Genomic DNA, 24751 nt, shown 5'->3' with positions numbered 1-24751 from the left:
TTTACGTCAGGAATTGCGACCCGGAAACAATCATGGGCATTTTCGCCCGAAGGCGAAATATGCTCATGAGCTCTGTAACCTTCACCAACGCGCAGGTCGTGACACCGGTTGGCATTGTCGCCGGGTCGCTGGTTTGCGACGGCGAGACCATCGTCGACATCGGAGACGTGCGTGCGCAGGGTCGAATCATCGACGCCGGCGGCGGCTATCTGCTGCCCGGCTTCATCGATACCCAGGTTAATGGCGGCGGTGGCGTGCTGTTCAACGACCAGACCGATGTCGACGGCATCGCCGCCATCGGCCGGGCCCACCGCACCTATGGCACCACCGGTTTCCTGCCGACCCTCATCAGCGACGAATTGAATGTCATCGACAGCGCCATGCGCGCCGTCGAGAAGGCCATGGCTTCGGGCGTGCCCGGGGTACTGGGCATCCATATCGAAGGCCCCTTTATCAGCAAGCAGCGCAAGGGCATCCATAACCCCGAGATGTTCCGCACGCTCGACGCTGAATCCAAGGCCCTGCTGAAAAGTCTTAAGGCCGGCAAGACTCTGGTCACCCTGGCGCCCGAAAACTGTACGCCTGAGGATATTCACGAACTGACCACAGCCGGGGTGATCATCGCCGCCGGCCACACCAATGCCACCTACGACCAGACGGTATCGGCGCTAAAGGCCGGGGTGACCGGTTTCACGCATTTGTTCAACGCCATGTCGCCACTGACTCACCGGGCCCCGGGCGTGGTCGGCGCGGCTTTGGAAGACCCCGACAGCTGGTGCGGTCTGATCGCCGACGGCCGCCATGTCGACTGGGCGGTGCTGCGCATTGCCCTGCGCGCCAAGCCCTTCGACCGCTTCATGCTGGTGACGGACGCCATGCCGACGGTAGGTTCGGACACCAAGACCTTCGTGCTCAACGGCCAGGCGATCCATGTCGAAAACGGCGTCTGCATCGGGCCGGACGGGACGCTTGCCGGTTCGGACCTGGACATGGCGACGGCCTTGCGCAACACCGTGCAAAAGGTCGGCGTGCCGATCGAACAGGCGGCGGTGATGGCAGCGGGAGCTCCGGCGGCTTTCCTGGGGCTTCAGGCGGCGCGTGGCGCTTTGGCACCGGGCCAACGGGCGGATATCGTGTGGCTGGATAGGGATCTTCAGGTCCGTGGCACCTTTATCGGTGCAAAAACCGACGAAGCGGTGGCGGCTTAAGCAAAGGAAAGCTGGTCCACAGATTTCACAGATTTCACAGATTTCACAGATTTCACAGATTTTTTCAGATTGAGTTCTCTCCCTGCAAGTCTACAGGGCAATCCGCTAAGGTGGACGCCGCCGCACGTGCGCTCCCGTTTTCGGATAAATTGCGCGACAAAAACGAAAACGTAGAGCCGGGTTTTGATTCCATCAAAACACATTCCACTCAACTGCGAGATGGAAAGTCTACCAAAAGCCATTCCGCTCCAGGTAGCGGCATTTCAAATGCGCGAAGCGCAAATCTGTGCAATCTGTGTAATCCGTGGATCGACTTACTGAAGACCCGGGGCCGTCGACGTATCAGGCAATAATATCAGGACGGATCTTGTCTTCGAGCGTCGACATCCTGTCGCGCAGGGCCAGCTTCTTGCGCTTCATCCGTGCGATCAGGATCTGATCCGGCACCGGCATGGTCTCCAAAGCCTGGATGGCGTCGTCGAGATCCTTGTGCTCCTGGCGCAGCAGGGCCAGTTCGCCGCGCCAGGCGACGGTCTCGGCTGAGATCGGCAGTTCCCGTACCCGCGGATCCAGGTCGTCCGGCTGGATATCCGGCACCAGTTCCAGGCGCGATTCGCCGTCCTGGCGCTGGGCCACCCGGCGTTCAACGTCCCCCTTCGTCACGTCGCCATCCGTCTTGACCAGATGCAGCCCGTCGCCGCCGCGCAAGGATCGGATGTTTGTGTCGTCATGCATGTGGAACGACTCCCAGCTTGCCCAAGAGTTAATGTCTGCTTAAGGGGTTGATGCGCAAGGACAATCGGAAAAGGTCCGACGGCCGCCAGCCGCCACACTATAGCGCAAATTTTAACCCTTGGTAAGGGCCTGACTGAGTTGCACCAGGGCTTTGTCATCACGGTCTGGCGACCACGCCCCTGCCACCGGCCTCAGTGCCTCCGAAATGGCCGTCGCCTGGTCGCCGGGCGGTAGCAGGGCGCCGGGAACCACCAGCTCTGTCAGTTGCGCCATAAGGGCTTTTTCGGCTTCGAGCTCAGTTGCCTTGACCAGATTGCGCACCGTCATCCGATCGCGGTCATCGCCATCATGGAGCGCCGCCTTCATCCGCCGCCTGACCTTACGTAAAGGAACAATCACCTCGTCCGACCAGACCCGGGCGATGGCGGCGGCCTGGCTGGCCAGGTCATCACCGATTCGCACCCCGTGAACGCCAGCCCAGGCGGCCCACAGCAGCAGCGGAACATTGTGCCCGCCTTCGTCCTGCAGACGCAGGCAGGCCTCAGCGACGCTGCCCCGGCCATAGACGGCAACCGCCCAATCCCAGAAGGGCTCAGCCATCACCGCGCATACCCTGCCAGCGCTTGATATCGACGTCGATACCAAACAGGTCCAATACCCGACCGACGCTCTGGGTGACGATCTCGTCGACCGTCTGCGGGCGGGTATAGAGGGCCGGCATCGGCGGGGCGACGATCGCACCCATCTCGGTCACCGCCGCCATGGAGCGCAGATGGCCCAGATGCAGGGGACTTTCGCGCACCATCAGCACCAGCCGCCGGCGCTCCTTCAAACAGACATCGGCCGCCCGCGAGACCAGGCTGGACGTCACGCCCGTGGCGATTTCGCTCAGAGATTTAATCGAACACGGCGCCACCAGCATACCCAGTGTACGGAACGATCCTGAGGCGATGGTTGCGCCAATATCGCCCGGTTTATAGACCACATCGGCAAGGCCCTGGATATCGCTTAAGGAAAAGTCTGTTTCGGCGCTGAGACTTAACGCGGCAGCCCGGGAAACGACAAGGTGCGTTTCTACCCCAGCGTGTTTCAGCAGTCTCAATGCAGTTATACCGTACACGGAACCTGAAGCACCGCTTATGGCAACAATAAGTTTTTGATTGTGTTCGACTTTGGACAAGATTTCAGCACTCCGCTACCCAAGGCAGCCTTAATAAGCCATGCACCGTGTATCTCAAGCATCTGTGAACGAATGTAACTTATCGTGACTTCACATTCGCCTCCCGCGGGTGTTCCAATAGCCGCTTCCGGACACGGGGTCCGGAGCCCCCCTGAGACATGAGGATCCGCCGTATGTCCATCGAAGCGAGAGTTCGTGAACTCGACCATCGTCACCAAAACCTGAAAACGATTATTGCGCGTGAAGAACGCAGTCCTTCCGTTGACTCCTTATACCTTACGGAGTTGAAGCGGAAGAAGCTTAAGCTCAAGGAAGAACTTGAACGCATGAAGGCCCACATCCGACAGGATGTCGACGTACCTATGCTGCAGTGACGGCAGCGGCGCCGGGATGGCGCCGCCCTGGAGCAGGGTTTTGATGGAATCAATGCCCCGCTCCAGGTTTTCTTCGCGCAATTTTTCCGAAAAGTGGCGCCCCCTTATCGGACTGCGCTCTGGAATTTGAAAGACGAAAGACCCCCGGAGCGAAGACGCTGCCGGGGGTTTTTATTCCGTGTACAAGCTCCGCATACAAACGTGTCAGGTATACTTGACAGCCCGGCGACGATCTGTCAGGTTAACCTGACAGTCAACGTTACAGGGGAGCCGTTATGCCGGCCTTTATTGTTAAACCGACCTTTCTCGATCACGCCCTCGAGGGCCGTCACGCCTTTTGGCGCTACCTGGTCGCCGTTCTGATCGCTTTTGTCATCCAGACCGTGGTCTCGGTGGTTTACGTCATGGTGGTCGTCGCTTCCGGCGTCTCCATGGCCGACCTGCAGTCACGATTGACAGATCCGTCCCAGCCCATGATCTTTTTCCCGTTGATTGCCATCAGCTTCGGCGCATGGCTGATCGGCTTTGGTCTTGGCGTTATGTGGCTTCACCGCAAAAGCCCGATGCGCCTGCTGGGCAACTGGACCTGGGCCGGTTTCGTCCTGGGCCTGGTGGTCTGGCTGGTTGTGCTGATCGCAAATGTTGCCGTGGACTATGGCTTGCGGCCTGAAGGCTTTACCCTGCGGCTGACTCCGGTGGATCCCATCGTTATCGGCTTGATCGTCGTCGCCCTTTTTATTCAAACCTTCGCGGAAGAATACATTTTTCGCGGCTACGTGACCCAGGGCCTGTTGAAGATCAACCGCAATATCTGGTTCGTCACCCTGGTCGGCGGCCTGATCTTCGGGGCCCTGCATATTCCCAATGGCATCCCGCAAGCCGTCTCAGCCGGCGCCATGGGCATCGCCTTTACCTGGATCACGCTGCGAACGGGCAGCATCGCCTTTGCGGCCGGTGCCCACTTTATCAACAACCTCTTTGGCGCCGTGATTGTGGTCTCCGGTGTAGACGTCTTCAAGGGTGCGCCCGGACTGATCACGCAAACGACGCCAGATCTGTTGTGGTGGGATGTCGGCTTCGCCGCCGTGGCCATGGTCTTGATCGTCCTGGTGCTGGCGCGACGCCTCCCCCCCATGGTCGACGTCGCGCCAAAATCCGGTGCGCTGGGCGAACTCCAGACTGACAAGTAAATGCGCAACACCGTCAGGGACTTACGCATGCAGCGCGGCTGGAGTCAGGGCGAACTGGGCGAGCGACTGGGGGTATCACGCCAGGCCGTCAACGCTATTGAAGTGGGCAAGCACGATCCCAGTCTCGAGCTTGCCTTCAAACTGGCCTACCTTTTCAATCTGCCGCTGGAGGCGCTCTTCCAGCCGGCCTTTACTGCACAGGACATCAAAGATGCTCAAGGAGAATGAAGCAGGCGAAAAGCCTGCGCTGTGGAAGCGTTTCGCCCTCATCGCTGTCATGGCCGGCTCGGGCGCCCTGGTCGGATTTGGTGGCGGTCGGTTCCTCAAGACCTCGGCAAGTGATCGACCCTGGTCGGACGAGTTGTCGCTGGTCATTGCCCTGGCCCTGTGCGGACTCGGTGTGCTTACCCTCATAAGCCGGGGGATCGAGCCGTTGGGCTGCCTGATAACCCAGTCGGACTCAAAGCGGCTGGAACCCTTGATGAAGCGGCTGTTGTGGCTACAGGGCCTGACCCTCGTGCTGGCCGGTCTGGTGTTGGGCGCTGTGCCGCTCCTATCGAAGGCAGCCATCGAAAACGGCATGGCGATCGGGCTGTATGCGGTATTGGCGCTGGTGTTTGCCGCCCAGAGCGGCGTCAACCTGCTTTTGTGGCGGCACGGTGACGAATTTCACCGTCGCACCATGCTGGAAACGGGCGCCGTCAACTTCTGGGTTTTGCAGGGCGCCCTGTTCTTGTGGGCTGCCGCCGAACGGCTAAGCCTTGTGCCGCCGCTGAGCAGCTGGGACCTGATGACGGTGACTATGGCTGTCTATCTGGTCCTATCGTCCTACATTGCCTGGCGGTTGGGCCGGAGTTGATCGCCCCCGAATGCGGGCGGCATGAAGACTGCGCCGCAGATAAATCACTTCGCGCCATCCGGCTGACTTTGGAAGGTGCAGGCCAAAAAGTACGGCAGACCAACGGCCGTTACCTGTGATCAATCGATAGTAAGAGGCCCCCTTGTCTTATGCCTATCAACGAAAAGATTGACACATCGACAGTAGGGAGACCCCTCCGCCTCGACGCGCTTCGCCCTTTGGGCTCGCTTGCTCGGCACCTCCCCATTTGAAATGGGGAGGAGAAGAAACCATTGAACATATTCTTTTTCTCCTCCCCATCCCTTCGATGGGGAGCGGGGTGGCCCGTGCCATGGCGAGCAAGCGGAGATCGAAGATCGTAGCGCTGCCTGCCGGCGAGGCTCGAGACGGAGGGGTCTCCTTGCGGAAAGAATGTCAAAGTCAAAGTGGGTTGGTATTACTGTAGATGTCTCAGTGTTTTCGTTGGTTGGTACGACATCCAGGTCCAGATCCGCCCAAGCCAAGGTCAGGCCATCTTCACGGTGCGAATGGAGAACTGCGACACCAGTTTCGACACGCCCGGCATGGTCGACAGCACGTCGCGGTGCACATCTTCATAGGACAGGCTTTCACGCAACACGATCTTGAGCAGGTAATCGGCCTCGCCCGACATCAGATGGCATTCCTCGATGGCGGCGCAGGCGATGGCGGCGCGTTCGAACTTTTCAAAGGTTTCGCGGCGCTGGTCCTGCAGCGTGACATGGACGAAGACCGTCCCCTGCTTACCCTGGACGTTTTCGGCGATCACGGCGCGATAACCCGCGATAACGCCTTTCTGTTCGAGTATCTTGACCCGGCGGTGGGCGGCCGACGGCGACAGGCCAACGGCCTCGCCCAGGCCGGCCGAAGTGGCGCGTGCATTACCACGCAGAACCTTGATCAGTTCACGGTCAAAGGAATCGAGATCGGAAAATTTATCGCTACCCGCCATGATTTTGAATTTATATCCAACGTGCTGGCGAGGCAATGCTAAAAATTTCGAGGATTTACCGCTTATGACGCGATATAATTGACTTCAAGGGAAACGAAACGATCGTCAGAAGATCGCGAAGAAAACTCTGTCCGGTACGTAGGCGCGTACCGGGCGGCATAATGCAAAAGTCAGGCCGTCAAACAGCCAAGTCGTTCAACAGCCAAGACTTTAAATTGTAAGCGTAAAGCCCATTGCCGCCTGAGGCGTACCGGCGCCCGCGGTAAATATTTGTTTTTTCGCACTTCTAACCGAAAGTGGCAGCCACGTTTCGGGAAGTGCTCGCCCAGGAGCCACACCATGAAGATCAGCGTCCCCAAGGAAATCAAGAACCACGAATACCGCGTCGGCCTGGTACCGCACGCCGTCGCCGAACTGACCCACCAGGGTCATGAGGTCTTCGTCGAAACCCAGGCCGGGGCCGGGATCGGTTTTTCTGACCAGGACTATAGCGACGCTGGCGCCACCATCCTGGCCACCGCTGAGGAGACTTTCGACGCCGGTGAGATGATCGTCAAGGTCAAGGAACCGCAACTGCACGAATGCGCCCGCCTGAAGCCCTCCCAGACCCTGTTCACCTACCTTCACCTCGCGGCCGACAAGCCCCAGGCCGAGGCCCTGATGGCGTCCGGCGCCACGTGCATCGCCTATGAGACCGTCACCGAGGCCGCCGGCGGCCTGCCGCTGCTGCGCCCGATGTCCGAAGTCGCCGGCCGCATCTCGGTCCATGTCGGCGCCACATATTTGCATAAGGCCTTCGGCGGCCGCGGAGTCCTGCTGGGCGGCGTGCCGGGCGTGGCGCCGGCAAAGGTCGTTATCATCGGCGGCGGCGTTTCGGGCATCAATGCCGCCCAGATGGCGGTCGGCCTCCACGCCGATGTCACCCTGTTCGACATCTCCGGCGCCAAGCTGATCGAGATCGACCAGCTGTTCCACGGTCGCGTCAAGACCGCCTATTCGTCCAAGGGCGCCCTCGCGGAAGCCATCCGCGACGCCGATCTGGTCATCGGCGCCGTGCTGATCCCGGGCGCGGCGGCACCGAAACTGATCACCCGCGACATGCTGAAGACCATGAAGCAGGGCGCGGTTCTGGTCGACATTGCTATCGACCAGGGCGGCTGTTTCGAAACCTCGCATCCGACGACGCATCAGGATCCAATTTATCTGGTCGACGGCATTGTCCACTACTGCGTCGCCAATATGCCGGGCGCCGTGGCGCGAACCTCGACCCTTGCCCTCAACAACGCCACGCTTCCATTCGTGCTGAAGATGGCGCGCATGGGCGTGTCGGCGGCGCTGGCAGCCGATCTGCACCTGCGCAACGGCCTGAACGTCGCCAATGGCAAGATCACCTATCAGGCCGTCGCCGAAGCCCTGGACCTGCCGTTCGCGGCCTGAGGCCGACAGCCGGCGTTCTTTGCCGAAACAAAAAATGCGCCTCGCATGATCCATCTGCCGACGGCGTTCGTAAGGCAACTGCCCAACAAGATCCGGCCCTCCCTATTCTGGCCGGTGATGGCGCCCAGGGACGTCTCCCCTCCCTGGGCGCGTTTTTTATGCCCCCGGTTGCGCCGGACTCTTGCGAAAATTTAGCTTGGAAAAACGCCGTTTCTGCAACATAGTCTTGCGTTAAGCCGCAAAAAGACGGCTGTCGATTCGAGAAAAGGGGAAACAATGGCCCGACCGCCTCAGATACGCCGGATCGGCGTCGACGAGCTGGAGATCGTGCGCGAACTGGCGCTGGTCATCTGGCCCAAATGCTATCGCAACATCATCGCGCCCGACCGGGTCGACGCCATGCTGGCCGTGCTCTACGCCGCCGAAAATCTGGAAGACGAGATGATCCGCCAGGGCCACGTCTTCTGGGTCGTACGCTATGGCGACCTCGATGTCGGCTATGCCTCGGCCTACAAGGAAGGCGACCGTCTGTGGCTGAAAAAGCTGTATGTTCGCGATGACCACCGCGGCCTGGGCCTTGGCAAGGCCTTGATCCAGGCGGCCCTCGACCACTTCCAGGCTGACCGGATTTCGAGCTCGCCGCCGGTCGAGCTGGCGCTGTATGTCAATAAGGACAATACTCCGGCCATTGACTACTACCTGCGCTCCGGCTTCCAGGTCGAGGCCGAGGTCCCCGTTCAAATGGGGCCCTATGGCTTTACCGACTATGTTATGCACAAGGCAATTTAATCGCGCTTATGCTGCGCTTATGATTTGAGTACAGAAGCTTACATGTTTCAAACTTTACTTAAACGACAATCATAATCATTATCGATTCATTAATTATGCACGCAGATCGGGAGATTTGCGCGGTCAATATCGCGTTATCGGGTAGACCTGCTCTTTTTGCCGCCGTATTTTCATGCTACAAATATTAATGCTGCATTCATTACAGTTAACACTTTGTTACTGCGGCAAGGCAGGCGTCAGACCTGCTGTTATAGCATTTACTGTGCCGGGACAGATCAGCTCCGGACAGACCTCATAGCCAGTCGCCCAGCCAATCCACCCCACCCAAGAACGTGGAGCCCTCTGATGTCAAGTCATGCCCAAGGACCCGTTCAGGTCCGATCCGTTACCCTCGACGAACTCGACGACGTCCGCGAACTCGCCATGATCATCTGGACAAAACACCACCGTTGCACCATCGCTCCGGTCGATATGGACGAGACCGTCAGCACCCTGTTTGATCTCGATCAGATGGAAGAGGACATGCGCGACCGGGGTTTTGCCCACTTCATCGCCCAGGTCGGCCGCGTCGATGTCGGCTTTGCCTCGGCTCACCTCGAGGGCAGCCGCGTGGTCATCACCCACCTCTATGTCATGAACGATTTCCGCGGCTACGGCCTGGGAAGAGCGCTGGTCCGCGCCGCGCAGGATCACTTCGCCGCGGCCCGAGACGTTGTCATTCTGGTTCATAAGGGCGACGACGGCTCGGTAGATTTCTGCCTGCGTTCGGGCTTCGCCGTGGCGCGTGAGATCAGCAGCGAATTCGGTGACTATGCCTTTACCGACTACGTCATGCACAAATACCTTAAACCTAGCCATATGGTCTTGGCCGCATGAGAGACTGTTTGTAAAAGGGTGACGCTGGCCTGCAAACGGCGGTTTTCTTCGCTTCCGGTGCTCACGTACTTGGGTACGCTCCGCTCCGGGTCTCGGAACCAGCCCTTTTTGGCTCAGCCTGACCCATTTTCAAAACAGTCTCGAAGCTCGGCCGCTGTCGGCCCATCGAACATTCCGTGCCATGCCAGAAAGTGCAGTTGCAGGAAGAGCGCCGCGCCCGGCAGGAAGGTCAGGGCCTCGACCACATGCTACAACATGACGACCACAATCCGGCTATTGAGCTGAAGTGAGCGAATACCCAGCGTCATTTTTGATGCTGACGCCGGGTATTCGTCCCGTTTCTACCAGACGATATGCCCCAGGACATCGGCAGTGTTCACGCCTTGCAGGGTGATGACATTGCCGCCGCCCAGATTGATGACGGTATCGCTGCCGACCTGGGTGACCAGGCCGTTATTGGCGACACCGTGCGTGTAGGCATTGATGTTGAGGCTATCGCCGTCTGCACCATTGAAGTCGGTCACCGTGTCGGCACGGCTGCCGGCTTCGAACAGGAAGATGTCCGCACCCTGCCCGCCGGTCAGGATGTCCGCCCCGCCCTTGCCGTTAAGCGTATTGTTACCGGCGTTGCCAATCAGGCTGTTGAACTGACTGTTGCCGGTGGCGTCGATGTTGTCGGCGCCGGTCAGTTGCAGGGTTTCGACCAGGCGCCCCAATAGAGAGTAGCTGACACTGGAGAAGATCAGGTCCGTGCCTTCGCCGGCATTTTCGACAACATTGTCGGCCGTGTTCTGAACATAGTAGGTGTCGTTACCCAGGCCGCCGGTCAATCTGTTGATCCCGTCATTGCCCATCAGGACGTTGTTCAGCCCGTTGCCCGTGGCTCTGATGTTGGCTGAACCCGTCAGGGTCAGGTTTTCCAGGTGATCGCCCAGGGTGAAGGTCGCCGAGGACAGGACGGTGTCGGTACCCTGATTGAGCCCTTCAGTCACGGTTTCCGACGACAGGTTGACGACATAGGTGTCATTGCCGTCGCCGCCGGCGAAGGTATCGTAGCCCGCGCCACCATCCAGCAGATTGTTGCCGGCATTGCCATTCAGCATGTTGGCCACGCTGTTGCCGATGGCGTCGATATGGGCCGAACCGGTCAGGGTCAGGGTCTCGACATGGCGGCCGTTCAGGTCGTAGCTGACCGAAGCGAAGACGACATCTGCGCCCTCACCCGAGACTTCGACGACATCGTCACCCACCGTCTGGACGTAGTAGCTGTCGTCACCCAGACCACCCGTCATGACGTTGACCGCGCTGTTGCCGGTCAGGCTGTTACCCAGGCTGTTGCCGGTGCCATTGATCGTGGCGACTCCCGTCAGCACCAGGTTTTCGAGGTTGGCGCCCAGGGAGAATGTCGCCGCCGAGCGCACAGTATCGATACCCTCATCGGCGTTTTCGTTGACGACATCGCCGATGGTGTTGACCGAGAAGGTGTCGTTGCCCGCTCCGCCCGACATAGTGTCGTTACCCGCGCCGCCGTCGATCAGGTTATGGCCGGCATTGCCATTCAGGGTGTTGGCCAAGCTGTTGCCGGTAGCGGTCAGATCGGTCGATCCGGTAAGGGTCAGGGCTTCGACCGCGCGTCCGGCCAGGCTGTAGCTGACCGAAGCGACGATCGCGTCCGTCCCCTCGCCCGATGCCTCGACGACCGTGTCGCCAGCATTCTGGACGACATAGGTGTCGTTGCCCAGGCCGCCGCTCAGCGCGTTGTTACCCGCGTTGCCGGTCAGAACATTGTCGCCAGCGTTGCCGGTGCCGTTGATGGCCGCCGCACCGGTCAGGGTCAGGTTTTCAACATGGGCGGTGAGACCATAGGTGATCGAAGCCTCAACCGTATCCGTGCCTTCGTCGGCAAGTTCCACCACGGTATCGCCGTCAGCGATGACATAGGTGTCGTTGCCGGCGCCGCCGGACAGGGTATCAAGACCCGTGCCGCCATCCAGGCTGTCGTGACCGCTCAGGCCGCGCACAACCTCATCCAGACCGGAGCCCGTCAGGGTATTGTCACCGCCGTCACCCTGGACCAGGTGATACAAGGTCAGCGAGACCGTGGCGACATTGCTGTCGGCATAGCCGTCATTGGCGCGGAAGGTGAAGCTGTCCGGACCATAGTAGCCAGCGTCCGGCGTATAGGTGAAGGCGCCGGTCGCCGCATCAAAGGCCGTGATCGTGCCATGAGCCGGTCCGGAGACGATGCTGTAGGTCAGGGCGTCGTTCTCGGCGTCGCTCGCGGCGATGGTGCCTGCGATGACTTCGCCCTCGACGCCATTGCCGATGGTCTGGCTGGCGGCCACCGGAGCGACCTGCAGAATGGCTGCGATATCGAAGGTGCCATCTGCAAACTGAATGTTCTCGACGCCGCTGACCGTATCGACGCCGTCGGTGCCGTGGACGGTGTAGACACCGCCCGAAACCGTGACGTGATAGGCGCTGCGCAGACCACTGACCGCAACCGTGTCGTCGCCCAGTCCACCGGTGAGGGTGTCATCGCCCGCACCGCCGCTCAGGAGGTTATCGCCGTCATTGCCGGTGATCAGGTTGTTCAGCGCATTGCCAGTGCCGTTGATATGGCCGGGCCCTTGCAGGCTGAGGTTCTCGACGTGAGCCGCCAGGACGTAGTCGGCCGCATCGGACAGGACCAGATCCGTCCCGCCGCCGTCGCTCTCGACGATCAGGTCGGCAGCGTCGTCAACGGCATAGGTGTCGTTTCCGCTGCCGCCGGCCAGGTTGTCCGCCGCAGAACCCCCGTTCAGAACGTCTTCGCCATTGCCGCCTGACAACTGGTCGGCGTCGTCATCACCGATCAGGGTGTCATTGCCGTCGAAACCGGTCAGGGTGTCCTGGCCGCCGAAGCCACGCAGGAAGTCGTTGCCCGATGTGCCGGTCTTGTTGTCGGCGATCGCGCTGCCGTCGATAATGATGCCGAAGTTCGAGGCCGTGACATCGATCAACTGGTCAGCGAACTGCAGGTACTCGACGCCCGAGAAATGGTCGGTGCCTTCGTCGCCATTTTCCGGGAAGTTGTCGACGATGATGTAGCCGCCGGCCTGGTCGGAAACGATCGTGTACTGATCGCGCGCCCCGGCGAAGATCGCCGTATCGCTGCCGTCGTCGCCCGACAAGGTGTCATTGCCGGCACCGCCGGTCAGGACGTCGTCGCCCGTACCGCCAGTGATGTCATCATGGCCGCCGTTGCCGGAGACCGTATCGTTATCAGCCCCACCACTCAGCGTGTCGGCACTGCCGCCGCCCGTCACGACGTCCGCGCCGGCGTCGCCGGACAGGGTACCGCTGCCCGAAAGCGAGTCGTTGCCCTCTGCGCCAGTGAGCGTGCCTGAGCCGCTGATGGCATCATGACCGTCGCCGCCGTCCAGCGTACCGGTGCCGGACAGGGTGTCGTTGCCAGCACCACCGCTTAAGGTGTTGTCGCCGCTGGCATCGCTGAGGTTGTCGGCACCGTCATCGCCGGCCAGGCCGTCGTCGCCGGTTCCACCGCTGACGACGTCATCGCCTTCACTGCCCCAGATAAAGTCGCTGCCGGCGCCCCCGTCCAGCGTGTCGTTGCCGGCATCGCCGTTCAAGACGTCGCTGCTGTTGCCGCCGAACAGGTTGTCATCGCCATCGTCGCCATGCAGGGTATCGACGCCGTCACCGCCTTCGGCCCGGTCATCGCCGTCGCCGCCGCTCACCGCGTCGTGGCCCAGGCCGCCCAGCAGAACATCGCTTCCGAGGCCGCCGGCCAGGCTGTCGTTACCGGCACCGCCGTCGCCATGGTCATGGCCGTCTCCGGCCGCGATATCGTCGTTGCCGTCACCGCCGAACAGCAGGTCGTTGCCGGCCAGACCCGTGACTGTGTCGTTGCCGAGGCCGCCCGAGATCGAGTCGTCGAAGGCCGTACCCGTCAGGTCGTTGTTGTCGTCCGTTCCGGCAACAATATCGCCGCCCGACAGCGCCGCTTCACCGTCGGCAAAGACCAGATGTTCGACCTCGCTGATCAGGTCGGCCGACAGATCCGCCAGGCGCACGACGGCATAGCCGCCGCCATCAACCGCCATCAGGGCGTAGCCGGCACGGTCACCGCTCATGACGACCGTATCGTCACCGAGACCACCGTCGATGGTGTCGCCAAAGGCGCTCGCCGTGATCAGGTCATCGCCGTCGCCGCCTTTGAGGTCGCCAGAACCACTCAGGGAGTCGTTGCCTTCGCCGCCGCTCAGGCGGGTCAAAGCACCGCCGGTCAGGACGTCGTCACCGGCCTCGCCGCGCAGATCGCCCGTGCCGCTGAGGGTGTCGTTGCCGTCACCTCCCAACACCAGGTTGTCGCCGTCGCTGTCAGAGATGAGATCGTGGTCGCCTTCACCGTACAAGGTGTCGGCACCGCTGTTGCCGGTCAGGGTATCGCTGCCGGCGCCCGCTTCGATCAGGTCGTCCTGATCGCCGCCTGCCAGATTGTCGTTGCCGTCACCGCCCAGCAGGTAGTCCTCGCCGCCGCCGCCGGTGAGGGCGTCATTGTCGGCGCCACCGTCGAGGCGGTCGTCTTCGTCGCCGCCATTCAGAACATCACTGCCGGCTTCGCCGTAGATCAGGTCGGGTTCGGTCCCGCCGTCGACCGTATCGTTGCCATCCTCGCCGTGGATTTCATCGGCGCCCGCCAGGCCAGAGATGGAGTCGTTTCCGGCGCCCGCCCGGATGGTGTCATCCCCGGAGCTGACATCGTTGGAGCCCGGACGGTCAGAGACAACGCCGTCGCTGGAATGGTCGGTGATGGTGTCGTTGAGCGCCGAACCGGTATAGCTATAGCCGTAGTTCGGTGTGCCCTGATAATCGCCGTCGGAAAACACCAGGGTGTAGACGCCGTAAAGCGTATCCTGGCCTTCCGGTGCGCCGCCGCGGTTGTCGGTGACGATAATGACGCCATTATCCTCGACGATCGTATAGTCGTTGCGGTTGCCGCTGTAGTGGGCAACATCGACTCCGCCGCCGCCATAGATCTTGTCATTGCCGCCCTGGGCATGGAAGACATCGTTGCCGGCCTGGCCGAACAGCCGGTCATCGCCCGCACCGCCAAGGAGGGTGTCATTGCCGTCGCCGCCTTCGATGCGGTCATAGCTGTTGCCGCCGTCCAACTGGTCATCGCCGGCGTCGCCCGCCAGGCTGTCGTCATTGTCACCACCGCCCAGCGTATCGTTGCCGATACCACCGCTGAGCGTGTCATTGCCGTAGCCAGAGTTGATGACATCGTCGCCGGCTTCGCCAGAGATGGCGTGGTCGGCGAAATAGGGCCACAGCTCCGACACCGTGTCGTTGCCGGCGCCACCAAACACCGTGGCGCTGCCCGTCAGTTCGAGGCTGTCATCGCCGCCGTCGCCGTACAGCGTACCGCTGCCGCGGACCAGGTCATTGCCTTCGCCGCCGCTCAGGGTGCCATTGCCGAAAAGCTGGTCGGCGCCATCGCCGCCCGACAGGCTGTCCGTGCCTCCGTCGCCATAGACAGTATCATTGTCGCCTTCACCCAGCAGGGTGTCGTCACCCGCGCCGCCACGGACCTGATCTTCTCCGGCACCAGCCGCGACCTGGTCATCGCCGGCATCGCCATAGACGACGTCATAGCCGGATCCGGCCAGGAGGCTATCGTCACCGTCACCGCCGCGGACGATGTCGTTGCCATTGCCGCCCGACAGGGTGTCATTGCCATCGAGACCGACCAGGCTGTCGTCGAGACCACCGCCCGACAGGCTGTTGCCATCGCCGTCGCCGGTGTGAATTTCGCCCGCCGTGCCGGCGCCGAGCGCCAGACTCAGGTCGTTGAAGGCTGCGGTCTCTATGCCGTTCAGCGCGTCCTCGCCTTCGCCGGAGCGATTGGCGACGACGGTGTAGCCGGCAAGGCCATCCTGAACGACGGAATAATAGACGCGGTTACTGCCATAGCTGGCAGTGTCGTTGCCGAGACCTCCGGAGATCGTATCGTCGCCGGCGCCACCGTTCACGAGGTCGTCGTCGTCACCGCCGTCGATGGTGTCATTGCCGGTCCCGCCAGACACCGTGTCATTGCCGGTGCCGCCCAGAAGGCTGTCGTCGCTGTGATTGCCGGAAACGACGTCGTCGCCGGTCGAACCATCAAGGGTTTGCGCACCGTCCGAGCTGTACGGATCCCAGCCTGCCAGGGTGTCGTTGCCGCTGCCGCCATCGCCGGTGCCGCCGCTCACAACGTAGAGGACGTCCGCTTCGGAATCGCCGAAACCCTCGCTCCAGGCGTAGAGGGTGTCGTTACCGGCATCGCCGAGCAACTGCCCATTGCCCCACAGCCAGTCATCGCCAGCATTGCCAGACGCCAGACCGGTACCGCCATTGGTGATGGAGTCGGCACCTTCGCCGCCGGAAAGAAGATTCGCGCCGTCACCGCCGGAAAGGGTGTCATTGCCGTCTTCGCCCAGAACGATGTCGTCGCCGGTTCCGCCCAGCAGGCTGTCATCGCCCAGGCCGCCACCCAGCGTATCGCCGCCGTGACCGCCATCGATCGTATCGTTGCCGTCACCGCCGCCGGCGGCATCGTTACCTTCGCCAGCATAGAGGTGATCCTGGCCTTCGCCACCGGCCAGGTTGTCATTGCCGCCGTCGCCGTAGAGGACGTCATTGCCGTCATTACCCGACAGGGAGTCGTCGCCCTGGTCACCGGTCAGGCGGTCATGGCCGCCGTTGCCGGCCATGGTATCGTTGCCGATATCGCCGATGATGATGTCATCGCCGGAGGTGCCGTTCAGCTCCAGCCCGACATTGCTATAGGGCAGCAGGGCCAGTTCGGTGTCGCCAAACACCAGGGCTTCGACGCCGTACAGCACGTCTGTGCCATCGTAGCCGGTGACCACCGCCGCACCGACGACAAAGCCGTCTTCGTCAACCGTGTAGCTGATGGCGTAGCCCTGGCCGGCGATCGAGACATGGTTATCCTCGTCCGTGGTGACCGTGTAGCTGCCCAGATTGCCGGCAAAATAGGCGCGGTCAGCGCCCGAACCGCCGTAAAGGATGTCGTTGCCGGAACCGCCCGACAGGGTGTCGTCGTTCTGGCCGCCGATCAGGGTGTCGCTGCCGCCGTAGCCGTACAGGGCGTCCTGGCCAATGCCGCCGTCGAGATACTCGTCGGCCGACTGGCCCGTTTGAGCCGCATAGCCCTGCAGCGTATCGTTGCCGTCACCACCACGGCCGGTACCGCCATAGCTGCGGACCTGGTCGTCACCCTCGCCACCATCGGCGATGCCGCCGGAACCCGCGACCGTGTCGTTGCCGGCGTCGCCGGACACCTGGCCGGAGCCGTCGACGCTGTCATTGCCGTCGGCGCCCGACAGGGTGCCATTGCCAGTCACCGTGTCATTGCCAAGGCCGCCATCAAGCATGTCGGTGCCGGCGCCCCCGCTGACCACGTCATGGCCGGCCCCACCGCTGGCCGTGTCATCTCCGGCTGCGCCCGAGACGGTGTCGGCATCGTCGCCGCCATCGAGGACGTCATTGCCGTCGCCGCCCAGGACCGAATCTTCGCCTGTGCCGCCGACGATGCTGTCATGGTCGGCGCCGCCGTCCAGAACATCGAAGCCGGCGCCGCCGTCCAGGCTGTCGCCACCTTCGCCGCCGCTGACGATGTCGTTGCCGGCTGCGGCCACGATCACGTCGGCCGCCGTACCGCCGGTGAGGCTGTCGTCCCAGGCGCTGCCGGTCAGGGTTGACGGCGAATTGTCGGCGGTCAGAATCGCGCCGGTATTGGCGCTGCTAACCACCAGGTCACCATCGGCAAAGCGAACGGTTTCGATTGCCGTCAGCCGGTCGCTGCCATCCGAACCGCGGTTGTTGACGATGTGATAGCCACCGGCACCGTCCTGAATGACGCTGTAGACGGCGCGATTGCCCGACAGCATGGCCACATCCTGGCCGGCGCCGCCGTCCAGGGAATCATTGCCCAGAGCCCCGGTCAGGGTATCGTCATCGCCATTGCCGCTCAGCGTATCGTCGCTGTCGCCGCCGGTAAGCTGGTCATTGCCATCGCCACCCGACAGGCTGTTATTGCCGCTGATGTCGCTGATGGTGTCATTGCCGGCATCGCCTTGCAGGGTGTCGTGGCCGTAGTAACCGGTCATGACGTCATCACCGTCACCGCCCGAGGCGCTGTCATCGCCCCAGTTGGCGGCGATGGTGTCGTTACCCGCGCCGCCCAGCAGGGTCTGGCTGCCATCGATACCGCCCGGCGACGCTCCGGACAGATAGTCACCGCCCTCGCCGCCCTCGGCCGTCGCGCCGGTATAGGCGTTGATCGTATCGGCCCCGGCCTCGCCCTTCAGGCTGCCGTAACCGGTGATGTTGTCACCACCGGCGCCGCCTTCCAGTGTGCCATTGCCCAGCAGGTTGTCGCCGTCATCGCCGCCCTGGAGCAGGTTGTTGCCCACCCAATCCGTCAGGCGGTCCTCACCATTGCCGCCGATCAGGGTGTCATTGCCCTGTCCGCCGTCCAGGCTGTCGCGATCGAAGTCGGGATGACCGTCGGTATTGCCGTCGGCATCGTCGCTGTAGCCGCCGGCCGAACCGTCGCTACCGTACAGCACATCGTGACCGGTATCGCCCAGCAGGGTGTCGTCACCGGAACCACCGATGAGGGTGTCGGCGCCGTAGCCGCCTTCCAGAACATCATTGGCCAGACGGCCCAGGACGACGTCATGGCCGCCGCCAGCTTCGACCCGGTCGCCGCCGGAACCGGCATCAACCGTATCATTGCCGTTCAGGTTCAGATCGTGGAACGGTGTCGGCCCCGGAATGACGTCATCGGCACCCGTGCCGGTGACGACGATACCGGTCGCCGTTGCGATCAGTTCGTACTCGCCATCGTCGAACATCAGCAGCTCGACTCCGGTCAGGACGTCCGTGCCTTCAGGCGCGCCGGGGCGGTTGTCGGTGACCGTGGTCACGCCGGCGACGGTCGAGATGGTGTAGTCTGCTGCATTGCCGGAATAGATGGCGACGTCGTAGCCGCTGCCGCCGGCGATGGTGTCGTCGCCGTCCTGGGCGCTGTCGCCCTGCAGGATGTCGTTGCCTTCACCGCCGTCGAGATAGTCCGCCCCCGCCATGCCGCGCAGCTTGTCGTCACCAGCGCCGCCATAAAGGCTCTGGTCGCCGCTGACGCCATCGATACTGTCATTGCCGGCATCGCCATAGCCCGTGCCATAGACCGTAACCTGGTCGTCGCCGTCACCACCGGACAGGGTGCCGTTGCCGTACAGGGTGTCATTGCCACCGCCGCCGGCAAGGGTGTTGCTGCCCGAACTGTCGTTGAGGTAGTCGTTGCCCTCGCCTCCGACCAGGGAGTCATTCCCGGTTTCGCCGTAGAGGGTGTCATGGCCTTCACCGCCAGTCAGGGTATCCGATGCCACCCCGCCCCACAGGAGGTCCTGGCCGGTGCCGCCGTCCAGGCTGTCCTGGCCACGGTCCCCGATAAGCTGGTCATTACCTTCGCCGCCCAGTGCCGTGTCATTGCCGTCGCCGCCATAGGCCAGGTCGGCGCCGTCGCCACCGTCGATCAGGTCATTACCGACGCCCGCGGAAATCTGGTCGCCGCCTTCGTAGCCGTACAGGCTGTCATTGCCGAGACCGCCGCTCAGGACATTGGACACGCCATCGCCGAGCACGACCACGCCGGTATTGCCGGCCAGGGCGACATATTCATCGTTGAAGCGGATCAGTTCAACCCCGATCAGGGTGTCTTCACCGACGGGCGAGCCGTCACGGTTGTCGGTCAGGGTGACCGCGCCGCTCAAGGTATCGACGCTTACCGTGAAGTCCGCGGCATTGCCATTGACCGATACGGTGTCGCGGCCCGTGCCGCCATCCACCTGGTCATCGCCGGCTTCAGCGCCAATCTCATCATCGCCAGCGCCACCGGACAGGCTGTCATGGCCGCCTTCGCCCAGCAACAGGTCATTGTCGTCGCCGCCGGCCAGGCTGTCGCCGCCCGCACCGCCGTAGAGGCTGTCATTGCCGGCGTCGCCGCTGAGGCTGTCGCGCCCGCCTTCGCCTTCCAGGCGGTCACCGCCTCCAGCGCCGTTGATGGTATCGCCAGCGGCCGAGCCGGTCATAGTCTCGCCCGTACCGTCCCCGTTCAAGGTCAGGCCCTGGTAGGACACATCCTGGTCGTTGAAGCGGATCACTTCAATGCCCGTCAGGGTATCTGTGCCGTAGTTGGGCTCCGGCCGATTGTCCGTGACGATGACGTCACCTTCTGCGGTTTCGGTGACGGAGAAGTCGGCGCGGTTACCGTTGATATAGAAGATGTCGATACCGCTGCCGCCGTCGACCGTGTCATCGCCGCCATAGCCATAGATCGCGTCGTCACCGGCACCGCCGACCAAGCTGTCACCCGCGTTGCCGCCAAGAACCGTGTCGTTGCCGGCACCGCCATCGATGAGGTTCACTGTCGCGGAGTTGTTCTGCGTTCCCAACAGATAGTCGTCGCCGGCGCTGCCGCTGAGGGTCGCACCGTAGTCGACCGCCTGATCTGCATTGATCACGTCGGCACCCTCGCCGCCGTCGGCGGTGCCTGTGGCATAGATGGTGTCGTTGCCGTCTCCGCCGGTGACCTGATTCAGGCCCGGGCCGGCATGGATGTAGTCGCCGCCGTCACCGCCCGACACCGTATCGTCGCCGCTATAGCCCCAGAGGCTGTCATTGCCTGTGCCGCCGACCAGGCTGTCGGCCTGATTGCCGGCCTGGATGTAGTCATCGTCGGCCCCGCCATCGATGATATTGATGGTGCCGGTGTTGTTCTGGGTTGCAACCAGGTGGTCATTGCCCGCTCCACCCGAAATCGTCGCGCCAAAGCTGACCGCCTGGTCGGCATTGATGTAGTCGGCGCCCTCGCCCCCCTGGACTGTCCCGGAGGCATAGATCGAGTCGTTGCCCAACCCGCCGTCGACCAGATTCAAGCCGGCGCCGACGCTGATATAGTCGCTTCCGTCGCCACCGGTGACGGTGTCGGCGCCGCCTCCGGCATAGAGGCTGTCGCCGCCCGTTCCGCCATCGACGTTGTTGTCGCCTTCGCCAGCCGAAACCGTATCGTTACCGTCGCCGCCCAGGACATCGTCGCTCTGATAGCTCAGCGACACGTAGTCATCACCGGCACCGGCATCGACCGAATCCGCCCCGCCATTGCCGTTGATGGTGTCGTTGCCGCCCAGGCTGGATATCGTATCGTTGGCAGCGGAACCGGTGATGGTTTCACCGGCTTCGGTTCCTGTCAGGCTGCGACCTTGATAGGTCACGTCCAGATCGTTGAAGCGCAGGACCTCGGCGCCGGAGATCGTGTCGACACCCTGCGGCGCGCCATCGCGGTTGTCAGTCAAGGTGACGACACCGGTCTCGCTGTCGCGGACCAGGGTAAAGTCGGCGCGATTGCCATTGATCAGGATGGTGTCCAAACCGGTACCGCCGTCCATGACGTCGTTGCCGCCGTCGCCGCGGATCTGGTCGTCGTCGTCACCACCGCTAAGGGAGTCGCCATAGGCGCCGCCGGTGATCGAGTCCGCGCCGACGCCGCCTTCGATGATATTGATCGAACCGTCGCTGTTACCCCCACTGGCCAACATAATGTCGTTGCCGGCGCCGCCGGTGAGCGCCCCTGCCGTGCCGCCAGCCTGGGCCGTCGCGTCCACCAGGTCGTCGCCGTCACCGCCACTGAGCATATCGCCGCTGCCGCCGCGCAAGGTGTCATTTCCCGAGTCGCCGCTAAGGCTGTCTGTGGTCGCAACCGTCCCGACGACGGAGTCGTTGCCGTCACCGCCATCGACTGTGCCGCCCGAAACGATCGTGTCGGCCCCCGCTCCACCGTCGACGGCATTCACGCCATCCGTATCTGACACACTGTCATTGCCGTCCCCGGCCACGACCGTATCGTTGCCCGCGCCACCATCGACCGTATCGTCACCGGCGCCCAGATCCAGGCTGTCGGCACCAGCTCCGCCATAGACAACATCGCGGCCAGCGCCCGCCGTGACGACATCGTCGCCATCATAGCCGTAGATCGAGTCACCAAAATCGCCACCGTTCAGGGTGTCGTTGCCGGCCGTACCGATCCGCGTCACCGGTCCGGTAGCAGCGTCCTGCTCGGCGAACTCGATCAGTTCTACACCCTCCAGGGTGTCGGTGCCGTTGGGGCTGCCATCGCGGTTGTCCGTGACGGTGGTCGTGCTGCCATTGACGACAATTGTGTAGTCGCTGGCCTGGCCGTCATACAGGGCGACGTCGATGCCGCCGTAGCCATAGATCAGGTCGTTGCCCAGACCACCCGTGATGGTGTCGTCACCTTCATAGGCGTAGATCGTATCATTGCCTTCCAGGCCGGCGATCCGATCATCGCCGTTTGAGGCCACGACGGGGTCGGCACCTGCCGTCCCGCGAAAACTCAGGCCATCGCTGAGGCTATAGGTGACACCGCCCACGATCAGCGTATCGATCCAGTTGTAATCCGCCGTGCCAGAAATATCGTTACGGAACTGCTCAACGAGCAGGATGGAGTCCGTGCCCTCGCCATAGTGCAGGACCAGATCCTGCCAGACATTGCCATACCAGGGGTTATAGGAGACGGTGCGTTCGAACCAGATTTCATTGATCGTCAGGTCGCCCAGGAGTTCGATCGTGTCGGAATCGGCGGCTGCCGAATTCTGGACGGAAATTGTGTCGTTGCCGTCACCTTCGGTGAAGCGGAAGATATCATCGCCCGACCCGCTGTAGAGCTGATCGTTGCCCGTACCGCCGATCAGGGTATCGACGTCTTCGGCGCCATAGACCGTGTCGTTTCCAGCGCCGGCATCTACGCTATCGTTTCCGGTATAACCAGCCAGATAGTCATTGCCACCAAAGCCGGTCAATGTGTCGTTGCCGCCATTGCCCAGAACGGACTCGCTGGCTTCGGTGCCGCGCAGATTCAGGTGAGCGACGATGTTATAGGCGATACCTCCCACGACCAGGGTCGCAATCTCGTTGTAGTTGGTGTTGCCGAAATACTGGCGCTGAAACTGACCGCTCAGATAGATGGTGTCGCCGGCGTCGCCGTAATGGATGATCAGGTCCTGCCAGACATAACCAAACCAGGGATTGTAGGACTGGGCGCGCTCGAACCAGACATCGTCAATCGTCAGGTCGCCTTCGATAACGATAACATCTTGGTCACCTGCGGCGTAATCCTGAACAAGCAGGGTGTCGTTTCCGTCGCCTTCGGCAAAGACAAAACTGTCATTGCCTTCGCCGCCATAGAGCTGGTCGTTGCCAGTACCGCCGGTGACGGTGTCGGCGCCGGCGGCGCCGTAAACCGTATCGATGCCGGCGCCGCCGTCTGCAACGTCGTTACCTTCATAACCGTAGACATAGTCGTTGCCGTCGAGCGCTGTCAGGGTGTCGTTGCCGTCATTGCCCAGAACATACTCGCTGCCATCGGTGCCGCGCAGATTGAGGTGATCGACCAGATCATAGGCCACTCCGTTGATCACCAGGGTGGTGATTTCGTTGTAATCCGTCGATCCGAAATACTGACGCTGGAACTGACCGCTGAGATAGATCGAGTCGCCGCTGTCGCCGAAATGGATGATCAGGTCCTGCCAGATATAGCCGAACCACGGGTTATAGGACTGAACGCGCTGGAACCAGACGTCATCAATCGTGATGTCGCCGGTAATCTCGATGACGTCCTGGTCGCCGGCGCCATAGTCCTGGACATTGATCGTGTCGTCGCCGTCACCCAAGGTAAAGACGTAACGATCGTCACCCGCGCCACCGTAGATCTGGTCGTCGCCGGTACCACCGATCAAAGTGTCAGCGCCCTGATGACCGGACAGCGCGTCATTGCCGCCGCCGCCGTTGATACTGTCGTTGCCGACATAGCCATACAGGCCGTCATTACCGTCAAGACCCGCCAGAGTATCGTTGCCGCCATTGCCCTGGATCGTTTCGCCCGCCGCCGTGCCGCGCAAATCCAGGTGGCTGACGATGTCGTACGCGACGCCGCCAACGATCAGCGTACGAATTTCGTTGTAAGTCGCAACGCCGAAGATCTGATTATAGTACTGCCCGACCAGGGTAATAGAGTCACCCTGGTCACCATAGTGGATGATCAGGTCAAAAAAGGCGTAGCCGTAGCTCGGATGGTAGGACTGGGTGCGCTGGAACCAGACATTGGTCAGGGTCAAGTTGCCGAGAATTTCGATAACATCCGCATCGGCAACGTCAGCATCGCTGACATAGATTGTATCGTCGCCGTCACCAACGCGAAAGACCAGGCGATCATCGCCCGACGATGCGTAGATCAGGTCATCCCCTGTGCCAGCCGTCACGGTGTCATTGCCCGCCCCGGCGTAGACGACGTCATTGCCACTGCCGGCGTCGATCAGGTCATGCCCGCCATAGCCATAGATCGGGTCGGCGCCATCCTCACCCCATAGGGTGTCATTGCCGTCGGTGCCCTGCAAAAGCGCGCCAATATTGCCGCCGAACAGTTCCAGGTCGGAGATAAGGCTGATGGTCTGGCCACCGATCGTCAGGGTCTGGACAGCGTTATAGGTGGTCACGCCGAAGAGCTGATTGTTGAACTGGCCGCGCAGGGTGATGGTATCGCCCTGGCTGCCATAGTGGATCACCAAGTCGAAATAGCCGTAACCATAGCTGGGATTATAGGACTGAACCCGCTCCATCCAGACATTGTCGATGGTCAGGGCGCCTTCGATGACAATGGTGTCGACATCTGCCGCGGCGAAGTTCTGGACATCGATCAGGTCGTTGCCATCGCCCTCGGCAAAAACGAAGACGTCATTGCCGGCGCCCCCGCCCAAGGTATCATTGCCGGCATTGCCGCGAATGGTATCGTCTTCGACGGTGCCACCGAAGTTATCGTTGCCCGAAGTCCCGTTGTAATCGACCATGTCCATTCCCGTTGCAAAGCACCGACGGGCAAGGATCTGCGCGCACAAAAACCCAACCGTCGACAGGCCCGTGATCGGACCCTATTTTTCAAGACGAAATACCAGCGCCATTTAGGCACTTTAACAAACGCTTAATATTT

At 61.8% G+C, this 24751-nt stretch carries 13 protein-coding genes; 8 read left to right on the top strand and 5 right to left on the bottom strand.

What is annotated here, in order from left to right; all coding sequences use genetic code 11:
- The first annotated feature begins 65 nt into the window (after nucleotides 1–65).
- Complete coding sequence (gene nagA / locus ABAC402_RS31590) at nucleotides 66–1208, top strand: N-acetylglucosamine-6-phosphate deacetylase (protein WP_023449803.1); 1143 nt, start codon at nucleotides 66–68, stop codon at nucleotides 1206–1208.
- A gap of 342 nt (nucleotides 1209–1550) precedes the next feature.
- Here nagA and ABAC402_RS40700 read toward each other — a convergent pair whose 3' ends face one another.
- From ABAC402_RS40700 to ABAC402_RS31580, 3 genes are all read right to left on the bottom strand, one after another.
- Nucleotides 1551–1943, bottom strand: coding sequence for a YdcH family protein (locus tag ABAC402_RS40700; RefSeq protein ID WP_023449802.1), 393 nt, complete (start codon nucleotides 1941–1943; stop codon nucleotides 1551–1553).
- A 111-nt stretch (nucleotides 1944–2054) separates the two neighbouring features.
- Nucleotides 2055–2543: a TIGR02444 family protein gene (locus ABAC402_RS31585; protein ID WP_023449801.1), complete on the bottom strand. Its 489-nt coding sequence runs from the start codon at nucleotides 2541–2543 to the stop codon at nucleotides 2055–2057.
- Nucleotides 2536–3123 carry a UbiX family flavin prenyltransferase gene (locus ABAC402_RS31580; RefSeq protein WP_031235641.1) on the bottom strand — a complete coding sequence of 196 codons (588 nt, stop codon included), beginning with the start codon at nucleotides 3121–3123 and terminating at the stop codon, nucleotides 2536–2538. The genes ABAC402_RS31585 and ABAC402_RS31580 overlap by 8 nt, the downstream gene beginning before the upstream one ends.
- A 173-nt stretch (nucleotides 3124–3296) precedes the next feature.
- Between ABAC402_RS31580 and ABAC402_RS0120275 the strand changes: the two genes are divergently transcribed.
- The 4 genes from ABAC402_RS0120275 to ABAC402_RS0120270 all read left to right on the top strand — a co-directional run bounded on the left by ABAC402_RS0120275 (nucleotide 3297) and on the right by ABAC402_RS0120270 (nucleotide 5546).
- Nucleotides 3297–3497, top strand: a complete 201-nt coding sequence (locus ABAC402_RS0120275; RefSeq protein ID WP_031235640.1) for a DUF465 domain-containing protein — start codon at nucleotides 3297–3299, stop codon at nucleotides 3495–3497.
- A gap of 275 nt (nucleotides 3498–3772) precedes the next feature.
- Entirely contained in the window at nucleotides 3773–4687 is a 915-nt protein-coding gene (locus ABAC402_RS31575) for a CPBP family intramembrane glutamic endopeptidase (protein WP_023449798.1), read from the top strand.
- The gene (locus tag ABAC402_RS31570; protein ID WP_023449797.1) at nucleotides 4688–4915 is read left to right on the top strand and encodes a helix-turn-helix transcriptional regulator; all 228 of its coding nucleotides are present in this window, start codon (nucleotides 4688–4690) and stop codon (nucleotides 4913–4915) included.
- Nucleotides 4899–5546, top strand: coding sequence for a hypothetical protein (locus ABAC402_RS0120270; RefSeq protein ID WP_023449796.1), 648 nt, complete (start codon nucleotides 4899–4901; stop codon nucleotides 5544–5546). The genes ABAC402_RS31570 and ABAC402_RS0120270 overlap by 17 nt, the downstream gene beginning before the upstream one ends.
- 505 nt (nucleotides 5547–6051) lie before the next feature.
- On the opposite strand, the gene ABAC402_RS31565 is transcribed toward ABAC402_RS0120270, so the two are convergent.
- Nucleotides 6052–6516, bottom strand: a complete 465-nt coding sequence (locus tag ABAC402_RS31565) for an Lrp/AsnC family transcriptional regulator (RefSeq protein WP_023449795.1) — start codon at nucleotides 6514–6516, stop codon at nucleotides 6052–6054.
- A 339-nt stretch (nucleotides 6517–6855) separates the two neighbouring features.
- On the opposite strand from ABAC402_RS31565, the gene ald reads away from it, so the two are divergent.
- The 3 genes from ald (at nucleotide 6856) to ABAC402_RS31550 (ending at nucleotide 9618) form a co-directional block, all read left to right on the top strand.
- The gene (gene ald / locus ABAC402_RS31560) at nucleotides 6856–7953 is read left to right on the top strand and encodes an alanine dehydrogenase (protein ID WP_023449794.1); all 1098 of its coding nucleotides are present in this window, start codon (nucleotides 6856–6858) and stop codon (nucleotides 7951–7953) included.
- Nucleotides 7954–8229: 276 nt separating this feature from the next.
- Nucleotides 8230–8742: a GNAT family N-acetyltransferase gene (locus ABAC402_RS31555; protein ID WP_023449793.1), complete on the top strand. Its 513-nt coding sequence runs from the start codon at nucleotides 8230–8232 to the stop codon at nucleotides 8740–8742.
- Between the two features lie 345 nt (nucleotides 8743–9087).
- On the top strand, nucleotides 9088–9618 hold the full coding sequence (locus tag ABAC402_RS31550) for an N-acetyltransferase (protein ID WP_023449792.1): 531 nt from the start codon (nucleotides 9088–9090) through the stop codon (nucleotides 9616–9618).
- A gap of 341 nt (nucleotides 9619–9959) precedes the next feature.
- Here the strand turns inward: ABAC402_RS31550 and ABAC402_RS31545 are convergent, their stop codons facing one another.
- Complete coding sequence (locus tag ABAC402_RS31545; RefSeq protein WP_235079959.1) at nucleotides 9960–24611, bottom strand: cadherin-like domain-containing protein; 14652 nt, start codon at nucleotides 24609–24611, stop codon at nucleotides 9960–9962.
- Nucleotides 24612–24751 lie beyond the last annotated feature (140 nt).

Origin of the sequence: Asticcacaulis sp. AC402 (assembly GCF_000495835.1) — a bacterium.
In the GTDB taxonomy this organism is placed as follows: domain Bacteria; phylum Pseudomonadota; class Alphaproteobacteria; order Caulobacterales; family Caulobacteraceae; genus Asticcacaulis.
The sequence above is the reverse complement of the archived record's forward strand: the minus strand, read 5'-3'. Positions and strand labels throughout refer to the sequence as shown.

Coding starts and splice junctions, on each gene's coding strand:
- nagA (WP_023449803.1), top strand. CDS start 66: ATGAGCTCTGTAACCTTCACCAACGCGCAGGTCGTGACACCGGTTGGC.
- ABAC402_RS40700 (WP_023449802.1), bottom strand. CDS start 1,943: ATGCATGACGACACAAACATCCGATCCTTGCGCGGCGGCGACGGGCTG.
- ABAC402_RS31585 (WP_023449801.1), bottom strand. CDS start 2,543: ATGGCTGAGCCCTTCTGGGATTGGGCGGTTGCCGTCTATGGCCGGGGC.
- ABAC402_RS0120275 (WP_031235640.1), top strand. CDS start 3,297: ATGTCCATCGAAGCGAGAGTTCGTGAACTCGACCATCGTCACCAAAAC.
- ABAC402_RS31575 (WP_023449798.1), top strand. CDS start 3,773: ATGCCGGCCTTTATTGTTAAACCGACCTTTCTCGATCACGCCCTCGAG.
- ABAC402_RS31570 (WP_023449797.1), top strand. CDS start 4,688: ATGCGCAACACCGTCAGGGACTTACGCATGCAGCGCGGCTGGAGTCAG.
- ABAC402_RS0120270 (WP_023449796.1), top strand. CDS start 4,899: ATGCTCAAGGAGAATGAAGCAGGCGAAAAGCCTGCGCTGTGGAAGCGT.
- ABAC402_RS31565 (WP_023449795.1), bottom strand. CDS start 6,516: ATGGCGGGTAGCGATAAATTTTCCGATCTCGATTCCTTTGACCGTGAA.
- ald (WP_023449794.1), top strand. CDS start 6,856: ATGAAGATCAGCGTCCCCAAGGAAATCAAGAACCACGAATACCGCGTC.
- ABAC402_RS31555 (WP_023449793.1), top strand. CDS start 8,230: ATGGCCCGACCGCCTCAGATACGCCGGATCGGCGTCGACGAGCTGGAG.
- ABAC402_RS31550 (WP_023449792.1), top strand. CDS start 9,088: ATGTCAAGTCATGCCCAAGGACCCGTTCAGGTCCGATCCGTTACCCTC.
- ABAC402_RS31545 (WP_235079959.1), bottom strand. CDS start 24,611: ATGGTCGATTACAACGGGACTTCGGGCAACGATAACTTCGGTGGCACC.